The organism is Paracoccus sp. 22332, from assembly GCF_052045125.1.
GTDB lineage: Bacteria > Pseudomonadota > Alphaproteobacteria > Rhodobacterales > Rhodobacteraceae > Paracoccus > Paracoccus haematequi_A.
Genome location: NZ_JBQEOI010000065.1, coordinates 1 through 10,484 on the forward strand (window position 1 = coordinate 1; position 10,484 = coordinate 10,484).

15 protein-coding genes are annotated in these 10,484 nt (G+C 62.8%); 8 read left to right on the plus strand and 7 right to left on the minus strand.

Annotated features, from left to right (window positions below; translation table 11 throughout):
- Window positions 1-539 (plus strand): transposase (locus ACTJI6_RS22430; protein ID WP_440803873.1); only part of this gene is annotated, 539 nt, incomplete at its 5' end.
- Here the strand turns inward: ACTJI6_RS22430 and ACTJI6_RS22435 are convergent.
- On the minus strand, window positions 500-889 hold the full coding sequence (locus ACTJI6_RS22435; RefSeq protein ID WP_440803875.1) for a hypothetical protein: 390 nt from the start codon (window positions 887-889) through the stop codon (window positions 500-502). The two genes, ACTJI6_RS22430 and ACTJI6_RS22435, sit on opposite strands and share 40 nt — an antisense overlap.
- A 174-nt stretch (window positions 890-1,063) precedes the next feature.
- Between ACTJI6_RS22435 and ACTJI6_RS22440 the strand changes: the two genes are divergently transcribed.
- The 6 genes from ACTJI6_RS22440 (at window position 1,064) to ACTJI6_RS22465 (ending at window position 4,148) form a co-directional block, all read left to right on the plus strand.
- On the plus strand, window positions 1,064-1,336 hold the full coding sequence (locus tag ACTJI6_RS22440) for a metal-sensitive transcriptional regulator (protein WP_103174205.1): 273 nt from the start codon (window positions 1,064-1,066) through the stop codon (window positions 1,334-1,336).
- 88 nt (window positions 1,337-1,424) lie between these two features.
- Window positions 1,425-1,826 carry a four-helix bundle copper-binding protein gene (locus ACTJI6_RS22445; RefSeq protein WP_440803878.1) on the plus strand — a complete coding sequence of 134 codons (402 nt, stop codon included), beginning with the start codon at window positions 1,425-1,427 and terminating at the stop codon, window positions 1,824-1,826.
- Between the two features lie 296 nt (window positions 1,827-2,122).
- Window positions 2,123-2,401, plus strand: coding sequence for a metal/formaldehyde-sensitive transcriptional repressor (locus ACTJI6_RS22450; protein WP_103174196.1), 279 nt, complete (start codon window positions 2,123-2,125; stop codon window positions 2,399-2,401).
- Window positions 2,398-3,378, plus strand: coding sequence for a CDF family Co(II)/Ni(II) efflux transporter DmeF (gene dmeF, locus ACTJI6_RS22455; protein WP_440803880.1), 981 nt, complete (start codon window positions 2,398-2,400; stop codon window positions 3,376-3,378). Before ACTJI6_RS22450 ends, dmeF begins: the two co-directional genes overlap by 4 nt.
- 29 nt (window positions 3,379-3,407) lie before the next feature.
- Window positions 3,408-3,704, plus strand: coding sequence for a chromate resistance protein ChrB domain-containing protein (locus ACTJI6_RS22460; protein ID WP_440803882.1), 297 nt, complete (start codon window positions 3,408-3,410; stop codon window positions 3,702-3,704).
- Window positions 3,705-3,713: 9 nt separating this feature from the next.
- The gene (locus ACTJI6_RS22465; protein WP_440803885.1) at window positions 3,714-4,148 is read left to right on the plus strand and encodes a YqaA family protein; all 435 of its coding nucleotides are present in this window, start codon (window positions 3,714-3,716) and stop codon (window positions 4,146-4,148) included.
- 227 nt (window positions 4,149-4,375) lie between these two features.
- Here ACTJI6_RS22465 and arsJ read toward each other — a convergent pair whose 3' ends face one another.
- From arsJ to ACTJI6_RS22495, 6 genes are all read right to left on the minus strand, one after another.
- Window positions 4,376-5,563: an organoarsenical effux MFS transporter ArsJ gene (gene arsJ / locus ACTJI6_RS22470; RefSeq protein ID WP_440803897.1), complete on the minus strand. Its 1,188-nt coding sequence runs from the start codon at window positions 5,561-5,563 to the stop codon at window positions 4,376-4,378.
- Window positions 5,564-5,643: 80 nt separating this feature from the next.
- Complete coding sequence (locus tag ACTJI6_RS22475; protein WP_440803887.1) at window positions 5,644-6,651, minus strand: ArsJ-associated glyceraldehyde-3-phosphate dehydrogenase; 1,008 nt, start codon at window positions 6,649-6,651, stop codon at window positions 5,644-5,646.
- 5 nt (window positions 6,652-6,656) lie between these two features.
- Window positions 6,657-7,496 carry a metalloregulator ArsR/SmtB family transcription factor gene (locus ACTJI6_RS22480; RefSeq protein ID WP_440803889.1) on the minus strand — a complete coding sequence of 280 codons (840 nt, stop codon included), beginning with the start codon at window positions 7,494-7,496 and terminating at the stop codon, window positions 6,657-6,659.
- 192 nt (window positions 7,497-7,688) lie between these two features.
- Window positions 7,689-8,396, minus strand: a complete 708-nt coding sequence (gene arsH, locus ACTJI6_RS22485; RefSeq protein WP_440803891.1) for an arsenical resistance protein ArsH — start codon at window positions 8,394-8,396, stop codon at window positions 7,689-7,691.
- Window positions 8,393-9,469, minus strand: coding sequence for an ACR3 family arsenite efflux transporter (arsB, locus tag ACTJI6_RS22490; RefSeq protein ID WP_440803893.1), 1,077 nt, complete (start codon window positions 9,467-9,469; stop codon window positions 8,393-8,395). Before arsB ends, arsH begins: the two co-directional genes overlap by 4 nt.
- Window positions 9,466-9,861, minus strand: a complete 396-nt coding sequence (locus ACTJI6_RS22495) for an ArsR/SmtB family transcription factor (protein WP_440803895.1) — start codon at window positions 9,859-9,861, stop codon at window positions 9,466-9,468. Before ACTJI6_RS22495 ends, arsB begins: the two co-directional genes overlap by 4 nt.
- 171 nt (window positions 9,862-10,032) lie before the next feature.
- Between ACTJI6_RS22495 and tnpA the strand changes: the two genes are divergently transcribed.
- Window positions 10,033-10,416 carry an IS66-like element accessory protein TnpA gene (gene tnpA, locus ACTJI6_RS22500; RefSeq protein ID WP_126152565.1) on the plus strand — a complete coding sequence of 128 codons (384 nt, stop codon included), beginning with the start codon at window positions 10,033-10,035 and terminating at the stop codon, window positions 10,414-10,416.
- Window positions 10,417-10,484 lie beyond the last annotated feature (68 nt).

The following is a 10,484-nucleotide window of genomic DNA, read 5'->3' on the forward strand; positions in this document are numbered from 1 at the left end:
GGGGCCTCAGGCGGCCCGAGTTCGTAATCGTTGACGGCGCCCCCGGCCTTGAAGCCGCGCTCGTGGCGCTCTGGGGCGGGGACCTGCCCATCCAGCGCTGCACGGTTCACAAGCACCGCAACCTGCTTGGCCACGCGCCCAAGCGCCTGCATGACGAGCTGAGCGAAGACTACCGCGACATGATCTACGCCGACAGCGCCGCCGAGATCGAGACGCGCCGCAAGGCCTTCCTCCGCAAGTGGAAGCTCAAGTGCCGGGCCGTGGCCGATAGCCTCGAGGAGGCCGGCGATCGCCTCTTCAGCTTCACCCGCCTCGATCCGTCGCAATGGAAATCCGCACGGACCACCAACGCCATTGAGCGTCTGAACGAGGAGTTCCGCCGCCGCATCAAGACCCAGACCGTGCTGCCCTGCGCCGAGACCGTGCCGATGCTGCTCTGGGCGCTCTTGGCGTCAGGGCAGATCCAGATGCGGAAGGTTGACGGCTGGGAAACTCTTTCTCAGCCGCTCGAGCCGATGTCCCTTGACCTCGCGGCTTGACTGGAGCCATCGTTACATGCCCGGAGCCCGCTGCTCGGCAATTTCCACCACATTCGCGACACAACCTGGCCGGGATCCCCATGGCAGTGCGCACAGCTTTCTGCATAGTGCCTTGCACCTTGAGAAAGGAGATCCTCCGAAACTTCCTCGGGCAGCACCACGGCCTCAGCCCGCTGGGCCACCGAGCGGTGAGGCGTCGTCTCAAAGCTCCATCGGACTGCATCCAGATGAGGATCTGTGGCCGCCACGTTGTAGGTGCCCGTGTAAACGACGATCAGCCAGACAATAATGGCCAGCAGTATCGTCCCGATGATCCCGCTGATCAGGCCGATAACGAGCGGCTTCTTCATGGGCGTCCTCCTCGTGCATGCTCTGCTGGTCATGAGGGCGACGAGTGGCTTCGAGAGGTACCCTCGGGGGGTATGGCTGTGCCCCCCCCCAACCAAAAGCTGTGGCCATTGTTCCGTCGGAACTTCTCCCAAATTCCTGAGGTTCAGCGTGAGAGCAGCAAGGATGGCGAGAGAATGAAGGATCGGAAGCAGGCAGCCCTCAACCGGCTCGCTCGTCTTGAAGGCCAGGTTCGCGGCATAGCCCGCATGATTGAAGAAGACCGCTACTGCATCGACATCTTGAACCAGGCAATGGCGGTCCGATCAGCGCTCTCGCAAGTGGAACTGCTGATCCTTCAGGACCATGCAGACGGCTGTGTAGACGAAGCCATCATGTCTCAAGACACGGAAGTGCAGCGGCAGAAGTTCCGAGAGCTTGTCGAGGTTTTCGGAAAGGTTTGTCGGTAGGAGTAGCTACGCGGCCGCGCTAATTGCTGGGAACAATACCCCCCACCTGTATGTTGAGAGGGTCCTGCCACCCGCAAGGAGAAAGACCATGCATGTTCGAGACATGATCAGTACCCATCCTGACGTTCAGGGGAACACGGCGGAAAACCTGCTGAAATGCATCGAGGAATGCTACAGCTGCGCCCAGACCTGCATAGCCTGCGCCGACGCCTGCCTGGCCGAGCCGATGGTCGATCAGCTTCGCCAGTGCATTCGACTGAACCTTGACTGTGCCGATATCTGCGCCGCAACCGGCGCCATGGCCTCGCGCCGCACGGGCTCGAATGTGGAGGTTCTTCGGGCAGCCATCCAAGCCTGCGCGCTGGCTTGTCAGAAATGTGCTCAGGAGTGCGAACAGCACGCGGAAATGCACGAGCACTGCCGCATCTGTGCCCAGTCCTGCAATCGCTGCGCCGAGTCCTGCCAGGCCGCACTAAACGAAGTGCAGTAAGTCTTACGAAAGCGGGCTGACCTTTTTCAGCCTGCTCACCCAAGCCTAAGAAGATCGCCCTTCTGGTAAAGCGTGATCCTCATGATCGGTGAGCGAGAAGCGGTGGTTCAACGCGTCCCGCCGACACCGGAAGAATGGGCGCGTCAACTGGTAGAGGTGTTGGTCTGTCCGAAAGAGGATCTCTCAGGGGAAATTCCATCCGCTCTCCAGGTTTCGCCGTTACGGCACCGCCAAGCCGTTCTGCAACGCAGAAAACGGTGTTGTGCTCATCCTAAAATAGGGTATCCCCCTATTGTATGAGTCATACAGCAAAGCATAAAGCCAAACTCCTGGCTCGCGTCCGCCGCCTCAAAGGGCAAATTGAGGCTGTCGAGCGATCCTTGGAGGCTGATGCGCCCTGTGGCGAGGTCCTGAACCTGGTTGCGTCCATCCGCGGTGCGGTCGGCGGCCTGACGGCGGAATTAATCGAGGACCATATTCGCGAACATGTCTCGAACCCGGACCGGGACGAGGATGCCGTGCGCGGAGAGGCCGCGGGCGAATTGATCGACATCATCAGGACCTATCTCAAATGAACATCCATCCATCGCGCCTGGACAGTCCGCACGAGCATGTCTACCTCGGCGACAATCACGAGCGGAACGAACGCCGGACCTGGTTGGTCATTGCCATCACGGCCGCGATGATGGTGGTCGAGATTACCGCCGGCAGCATCTACGGCTCGATGGCGCTGATTGCCGACGGCTGGCACATGTCGACCCATGCCGGAGCGATGCTGATTGCCGCGCTCGCTTACCGCTATGCTCGGCGCAACGCCCGCAATGCCCGCTTCACCTTCGGCACGGGCAAGATGGGGGATCTGGCGGGGTTCGCGAGTGCGGTCGTGCTGGCGCTGATCGCCCTGCTGATCGGCTGGGAAAGCCTGATGCGGTTCTACAGCCCGATTGCCATCAGCTTCCAGCAGGCCATTGCCGTGGCCGTGATCGGGTTGTTCGTCAATCTTCTTTGCGCCTGGCTGCTGCGTGATGATCACGGCCATCACCATCATGGCCACGAGCACGGTCACGGGCACCATCATGGACATGGTGGGCATCATGAGCACGGGCATGGCCATCACCATGGTCACGCGACCGACAACAATCTGCGTGCCGCCTATCTGCACGTCTTGGCCGATGCTTTGACCTCTGTGCTGGCGATCGCGGCACTGACACTTGGCAGCCTGTATGGATGGAACTGGCTGGACCCCATGATGGGCATTGTCGGCGCGGCAGTGATCGCACGCTGGTCCTGGGGGCTGATCCGCGACACAGGCCGGGTCCTGCTTGACTACGTGCCAGAGGAAGAGGATTTACCAGAAGAAATCCGCTCGGCATTGGAAACAGGCTCGGATCAGGTGACCGATCTGCATGTCTGGCAGCTTGGCCCGGGTCACCACGGCGCAATCGTCGCAATCCGGTCGAGTGAGCCGTTGGAGCCCGCTGTTTATCGCGCCAGGCTCTCGCATATCCACGACCTCTCACATCTGACGATCGAAGTCGAGCGAGCCGCCTGAGTGGGGAAGAACGATAGAAGGAGCTCCCTGTGACCCTGCCAACCAGAGATGCGCAGGGACGCATGGTCTGGGTCACGCGCACCCGGCTCAAGATCGACCGCATTGCCTGTCCCTGGCTCATCCGCCGCCTTGTCGATCTGCGGGCGGTGATCCGGTTCGTTGCCCTCCGAGGTGGAGGGCGTGACGGAGCGTTACAACGGAGTCCCTTTCGACATCGAGGGCGGTCTTCAGTCATCGTCAAGCTGTGCAGCTTCAACGTGATGTCGATGGAGTTCGGCCTCTCCATCGACGACCTGCATCGGCAGTGGTCGGCCCGGCGCGCCTGATGGGGGATCATGATTGATCTTGCCGTTTACGGCGGCCTGTTTCTGGCGGCTTTCACCGCGGCGACTCTGCTCCCCGCCCAATCCGAGATCCTGGTTGTCGGCCTTCTGCTGACCGATCACCCACCATGGCTGGTGCTGACTATTGCCAGCGTCGGCAATGTGCTGGGGTCCGTGGTCAACTGGTTTCTCGGGCGGGGGATCGAACGGCTGCGCACCCGACGCTGGTTCCCGGTGAGCCCGGCCACCCTGGCACGAGCGGAGAACTGGTATCGCCACTACGGCAAATGGTCGCTGCTGCTGGCTTGGGTGCCGATCATCGGCGACCCGCTGACTGTCGTTGCAGGAGTGCTGCGCGAGTCCTTTTGGGTGTTCCTGCTCCTCGTCAGCGTCGCGAAGATTGGCCGCTACCTTGTTCTGGCATCAGCAGCGTTGGGGTTCGCTTGACCGGCACTCGACTGGGCTGCGGGCGCTCAGTATCAGGGGGCGTGATCGGATACGCTCTATCCAGGCCGGGACGGATGGAATGGCGGCTAGGCCCAACGCGGCCAGAGGACAAAGAACGGAGCTTTTCCCTTCCTTCTCAGGTCCGGATTGCGGCCATGAAGTTCCGGATGCCAATTAACGCGATCAGGCGGGGGTCGGGCTTCTGGCAACGGGTGCGCTGTTCCTCCTCAGACAGAGCTGAGACGCCGCGCCGCCAGCCAGCTTGCCAGCGCCATGACCCCCGCGGTGGCCAAGCAAAGCGGCAGCCCGCCAACCTGGTAGCTGAGCCCGGACAGGAGCGTGCCGATCAGGCGGCCGGCGGCGTTGGCCATGTAGTAGAAGCCCACGTCCCGTGTGATCCGCTCTGCCGCCCCGAACGCAAGGATCAGGTAGGAATGGACCGAGGAGTTGACGGCGAAGACGAAGCCGAAGGCCAAAAGCCCGCCGACCAGGGTCGCAGTCAGCCAGACCGACGGCTCGCCTGCGGCCCACACCGCCCCGGCCAGCAGGAAAGGGATCGGCACCAGCAATCCCGACCAGAAGATCGCCTTGCGGGTGGTCTCGGCCTCGGGCTGGCCCTTGCCGCCCAGGAGGCGCGGCGCAAAGGCCTGCACTGCGCCATAAGCGATAATCCATAGCGCGAGGAAGCTGCCAATCAGAAAGAACGCCTCGCGCCGACCTTCGGCCGTGCCGTCCGACAGGACGGACTGGAAATAGACGGGCACGCCCACGACGAACCAGACATCGCGCGCGCCGAACAGGAACATGCGGGCAAGGCTAAGGCGGTTCACGCGGACGTCCTTCGATCGCCAGCCGCTCCAGGCCTCACCCGACTTCATGCGGCCGGGCAGGCCTGCGGGCAGGAACAGAACGACCGCGATCAGGATCAGGGCCAGCACCCCGGCCATGCCCCAGACCGCCACTTCGAAGCCTGCCAGCGCCAGCAGCGCCGCACCGAGGAAGAAGCCGAGGCCCTTTACCGCGTTCTTCGATCCGGTCAGCGCCGCCACCCAGCGGAACAGCCCGCCCTCCTCTTGTGGCGCCAGCAGTTTGACAGCCGACTTCGAGGACATCTTGGCGAGATCCTTGGCCACGCCGGAAACACCTTGAACGGCCATCACGAAGGCGACGGAGGCCGCGACGCCCCAGCCGGGATCAAGCTGCGCCAGCGCGGCCAACGCCCCGATCTGCAGCGCCAACCCGCCATAGAGCGTCGCCGCCAGTCCGAACCTCGCGGCCAGCCACCCGGCGGCCAGGTTGGTGACAATGCCCGCAACTTCGTAGAGTAGGAACAGCCAGGCAAGCTGGACGGGCGTGAAACCCAGCGTGTTGAAGTGCAGCAGCACCAGCATCCGCAACGCGCCGTCCGATAGCATGAAGGCCCAATAGGCCGCCGTTACGGCCGCGTAGGCGCGCAGGGGATTGGGCGGCGGGCCAGCATGGGTGGCAGCGTTGCTCACAGCGATCCCGCCACCATTCGCGCAATGTCGGCCAACCGGCAGGCATAGCCCCATTCGTTGTCATACCAGGCGAAGATCTTCACCTGCGTACCGTTGATCACCATGGTCGAGGGCCCGTCGATGATCGAGGATCGCGGGTCATTGACAAAGTCGCAGGATACCAGTGGCCGCGTCTCAAACCCAAGGATGCCCTTCAGCGGACCCTCGGCTGCGACGGCGAACAAGGCGTTCACCTCCTCGGCAGTCGTCGCCCGCTCGACCTCGAACACGCAATCGGTGAGCGAGGCGTTCAGCAGCGGCACCCGCACGGCATGGCCGTTCAGGCGGCCCTTGAGTTCGGGATAGATCAGCGTGATCGCCGTGGCGCTGCCGGTCGTCGTAGGGATCAGGTTCATCAGAGCCGACCGCGCCCGGCGCATGTCCTTGGCGGGGCGGTCCACGATAGTCTGGGTGTTGGTGACATCGTGGATGGTCGTGATCGAGCCGTGGCGGATGCCAAGGTTTTCGTGGATCACCTTCACCACCGGGGCCAGGCAATTCGTCGTGCAGGAGGCGGCCGTGACCAGGGTCTGTGTGCCGTCGTAAAGATCGTGGTTCACCCCGTAGACGAGGTTCAACGCGCCACCATCCTTCACCGGCGCGCTGACGACGACAGTCTTCACCCCGGCGGCGTAATAGGGCGCCACCTTGGCGGCGGTCTTGAACACGCCGGTGCAGTCGATCACCAGATCGACACTCAGTTCGGCCAGCGGCAAGGCCTCGATGGTCTTCTCATGGGTCAGACGGATGGTCTGGCCGTCCAGCACCAACGCGTCGTCCCCAGCCACAACAGGCGTGTGCCAGCGGCCATGGACCGAGTCGAACTCCATCAGCAGCGCGTGCTGCTCGGCATCGCCCATCGGGTCGTTCAGAAGCACGATCTCGCCCTCCGCACCGGCGTCGATGAGGTCGCGAAGGACAAGCTTTCCGATCCGGCCAAGGCCGTTCAGGGCAATGCGGGGCATGGGGATCAGCCTTTCACAGGGACGTCGGTGCCGATGGCATCAACGTGGGCTTGCAGCGACATCCGGTTCAGGCTGACGAAGGGCAGTTCGACGAAGGCTTCGATCCGGCGACGCAGTGCCGCGTAGGTCTGTGCGAAGGCCAGCGCCTTTTCCGCATCCGTTCCGGTGGCTTTCACCGGGTCGGGCAGCCCCCAGTGGCCGGTGATCGGCTGGCCTGGCCAGGGCGGGCATTCCTCTGCCGCCGCCGTGTCGCAGACGGTGAAGACGAAGTCCATCACCGGCGCGTCTGGTTGCTGGAATTCCGAGATGTGCTTGGATCGCAAGATGGACGTGTCGTGGTCGTTGCGCTTCAGAACTTCCAGCGCGAAAGGGTTCAGCTGGGTGTTGGGGCGCGTGCCGGCCGAGAAGGCCTGGAACTTGCCGCGGCCCAGATCGCGCAGCAACGCCTCGGCAAAGATCGAGCGGGCGGAGTTTCCCGAGCAGATGAACAGCACGTCGAAGTCGGTATCGCGCATGGCGGCGTCCTTTCGAGAGGTCAGGAGGGGAGCAAGAAGGTCGGGCCGAGCCCGGCCCACATCGAGAGCGAGGTAGCCGATCAGCCCCTCTGCCGTGTCGAGATCGACTGCGTAGAACAGCGACCGCCCCTGACGTTCGACCTGCACCAGGCCAGAGGCGGTCAGGTCCGAGAGGTGATGCGATAGCGTGTTCTGCTTCAGCCCAAGGGCCTCGGCGATCTCGGTCGGACGCACGCCTCGCGGCGCAAAGCGCATGAGGAGGCGAAACACGGCCAGCCGACCGGGATGGCCAAGCGTGGCGAAGGCATGAGCGGCGCGATTCTGTTCCATATTTCCGGAATGCCGGAATTATAATGACGGATCCAGTGAAGGTTTGATGACACTCCAGTTGTCCTGCGCAACAAGGCTGGGCGTTGCCGCAGGGGTTCAGCTTCGCGGCCTTGCGCCAGAAGCCGTTCTCCTGTCCATGCCGGTCATGATCTTGCTCGTGTCATCGATCAAGGTCTGGCGACATGGTTAAGATCACGTCGCCGCCGATAGGTTCACCCGCTTCATCAGCGCTTGCGCCGTTTCCTTCCGCTCGCTGTATCGGTCGGTGAGAAAGCTAGAGAGGTCTCGGGTCAGCAGCGTGAACTTCACCAGTTCCTCCATGACATCGACGATGCGGTCGTAGTAGCTCGACGGACGCATCCGGCCGGCTTCATCGAACTCGTCATAGGCCTTGGCGACCGAGGATTGGTTCGGGATCGTGACCATGCGCATCCATCGGCCGAGAACACGCATCTGATTCAACGCATTGAAGCTTTGTGAGCCACCGGACACCTGCATCAGCGCCAGGGTGCGGCCCTGGGTTGGCCGGATTGCCCCCATCGACAGCGGGATCCAGTCGATCTGGGACTTCATCACGCCGGTCATGGCGCCGTGCCGTTCCGGGCTAGTCCAGACCTGGCCTTCGGACCACAGGCACAACTCACGCAATTCCTGCACCTTTGGATGCGAAGTCTCGGCATCGTCGGGCAGCGGCAGGCCGTTCGCATGGAAGACGCGCGTTTCGCAGCCGAAGTGGTGCAGCAGGCGCTCGGCCTCCAAAGTGGCAAAGCGACTGTAGGAGCGTTCGCGCAGCGAGCCGTAGAGCAGCAGGATGCGTGCGGAATGGGTTGCGCGTGGGATCGTGGGAATGTTCGGCTGGTAGATGGCGTCAGGTGAAAGGTTCGGCAGGTCGGGGATCATGCGCGGGCCTCCTTCAGCACCACATCTTCGGGGAACCAGCGGCTGCCAAGCCGCAAGGCGACGCTGACCAGCAGGATCAGCACCGGCACCTCGACCAGTGGGCCGATCACGGCGGCAAAGGCCACGGGAGAGGCCAGGCCGTAGGCGGCGATGGCCACGGCAATCGCCAACTCGAAGTTGTTGCCGGCGGCGGTGAAGGCGATGGCTGTGGTGCGGGGATAATCCTTAGCGACCAGCCGACCCATGGCGAAGCTGACCAGAAACTGGATGGCGAAATACAGCACCAGCGGCACGGCGATCCGAAGCGCATCCAGCGGCAGCGCCACCACGTCCCCGCCTTTCAGGCTGAACATCGCGACAATGGTGAACAGCAGCGCCAGCAGCGTGATCGGGCTGATCCTGGGAAGGAACACCTCCCCATACCATTCTGCCCCTTTCCGGGCGATCAAGATGCGCCGCGTCAGGAAGCCGGCAACAAAGGGCAGGCCCAGATAGATCAGCACGGCCTCTGTCACGGTCCAGAAGCCCACCTCGATGACGCTGCCTTCCAGGCCGAACAAGGGCGGCAGCACGGTCAGGAACAGCCAGGCATAGGTCGAGAAGAACAGGATCTGGAAGATCGAGTTGAAGGCCACGAGTCCCGCGACATACTGGTTGTCGCCGCGTGCCAGCTGGTTCCAGACCAGCACCATGGCGATGCAGCGAGCCAGGCCGATCAGGATCAGGCCCGTCATGTATTCGGGTTGATCGCGCAGAAAGATCACGGCCAGCACGAACATCAGCACCGGCCCGATGATCCAGTTCTGCACCAGAGACAGCACCAGCACGCGCTTGTCGGCAAAGACCTGGTGCAGCTCCTCGTAGCGGACCCTGGCCAGGGGCGGATACATCATCAGGATCAGGCCGATGGCGATCGGGATGTTGGTCGATCCCACTGACATCCGATCCAGGGCATCCGGCAGGCCGGTGAAGACCGTGCCGAGCACAATGCCCAAGGCCATGGCCGCGAAGATCCACAGCGTCAGGTATCGGTCGAGAAAGGAAAGCCGGCTGGCCGGGCGAGTGGGGGTCATGTCAATGTCCTTTGGTCAGCCAGAGCGGGTGCGGTTGCCTTTTCGGTCAGGGTGGGGTCGCAGGCACAGGTCAGCGCCGCAATGGCAGGTGCGCAGATCTCGGGGTGACCCTGACAGCAATCTTTCATGAGGAAGCCGACCAGACCGGCCAAGGCGGAATAGACGGCGCTGTAGATGATGTAGCGCCCGTTCCGCCGGGATTGGATTAGCCCCGCATGTTCGAGATGGGTCAGATGGAAGGACAGGCGTGAGGTCGTCGCATCGTCAACAGCTTTGCCGATCGCCCCGGCAGCCATGCCTTCAGGGCCGGCTTGCACCAGCAGGCGCACGATCCGCAGACGCGTCTCTTGGGACAGGGCTGCGAAGGCAGCGAGAGCTTGAGGTTCATCCATCGAATCAACTCCTCAACAATTGATGAGGATTTGATGTATGAGCCTTGGAGAGTCAAGGAGCTTAGAAACAGGGTAACCGCCCGGTTGCCACCGCCTGCCTGAGCGTGGGGTGATCGGCTAAGACACGTGCATAGCGACGTCGTTAACGACGTATCTTATGCGGGGCTTTCGATGCGTGGTGACATTCTGGGTCTGGAACGGCGTCGTCGCTGGAGCGACGAGGAGAAGCTCGGGATCGTGCTGTCGGTGGGGGTGGCGGGCGCGACGGTGACGCAGGTGGCGCAGCGCCACGAGGTAACCCGACAGCAGCTTTATGCCTGGCGGCATGAGCTGAAGAAGAAGGGGCTGCTTTCCCCGCTTCCGGAGACTGTGTTCTTGCCTGTGGAGTTGAGCGCGCCCGCCGAATTGGCGGTGCCTTCCTTGGCTGAAGATTTGACGCCGCAACGCCCCGCCCTGATTGAGCTTCAGCTGGCCAATGGCCGGTGCCTGCGCTTTGACCCGATGCTGGACACGACCACGCTGACGCGGTTGATCCGGGTGGTGGAGGCGGCATGATCGGGCCCGGCACCGGTGTCCGGGTTTATCTGGCCTGCGGGGTGACCGACATGCGCAAGGGCATCGAG

Bases quoted from the DNA above. Each gene is read 5' to 3' on its own strand.
- ACTJI6_RS22435 (WP_440803875.1), bottom strand. From the start codon at position 889: ATGAAGAAGCCGCTCGTTATCGGCCTGATCAGCGGGATCATCGGGACG.
- ACTJI6_RS22440 (WP_103174205.1), top strand. From the start codon at position 1,064: ATGAAGGATCGGAAGCAGGCAGCCCTCAACCGGCTCGCTCGTCTTGAA.
- ACTJI6_RS22445 (WP_440803878.1), top strand. From the start codon at position 1,425: ATGCATGTTCGAGACATGATCAGTACCCATCCTGACGTTCAGGGGAAC.
- ACTJI6_RS22450 (WP_103174196.1), top strand. From the start codon at position 2,123: ATGAGTCATACAGCAAAGCATAAAGCCAAACTCCTGGCTCGCGTCCGC.
- dmeF (WP_440803880.1), top strand. From the start codon at position 2,398: ATGAACATCCATCCATCGCGCCTGGACAGTCCGCACGAGCATGTCTAC.
- ACTJI6_RS22465 (WP_440803885.1), top strand. From the start codon at position 3,714: ATGATTGATCTTGCCGTTTACGGCGGCCTGTTTCTGGCGGCTTTCACC.
- arsJ (WP_440803897.1), bottom strand. From the start codon at position 5,563: ATGCTATCGGACGGCGCGTTGCGGATGCTGGTGCTGCTGCACTTCAAC.
- ACTJI6_RS22475 (WP_440803887.1), bottom strand. From the start codon at position 6,651: ATGCCCCGCATTGCCCTGAACGGCCTTGGCCGGATCGGAAAGCTTGTC.
- ACTJI6_RS22480 (WP_440803889.1), bottom strand. From the start codon at position 7,496: ATGGAACAGAATCGCGCCGCTCATGCCTTCGCCACGCTTGGCCATCCC.
- arsH (WP_440803891.1), bottom strand. From the start codon at position 8,396: ATGATCCCCGACCTGCCGAACCTTTCACCTGACGCCATCTACCAGCCG.
- arsB (WP_440803893.1), bottom strand. From the start codon at position 9,469: ATGACCCCCACTCGCCCGGCCAGCCGGCTTTCCTTTCTCGACCGATAC.
- ACTJI6_RS22495 (WP_440803895.1), bottom strand. From the start codon at position 9,861: ATGGATGAACCTCAAGCTCTCGCTGCCTTCGCAGCCCTGTCCCAAGAG.
- tnpA (WP_126152565.1), top strand. From the start codon at position 10,033: ATGCGTGGTGACATTCTGGGTCTGGAACGGCGTCGTCGCTGGAGCGAC.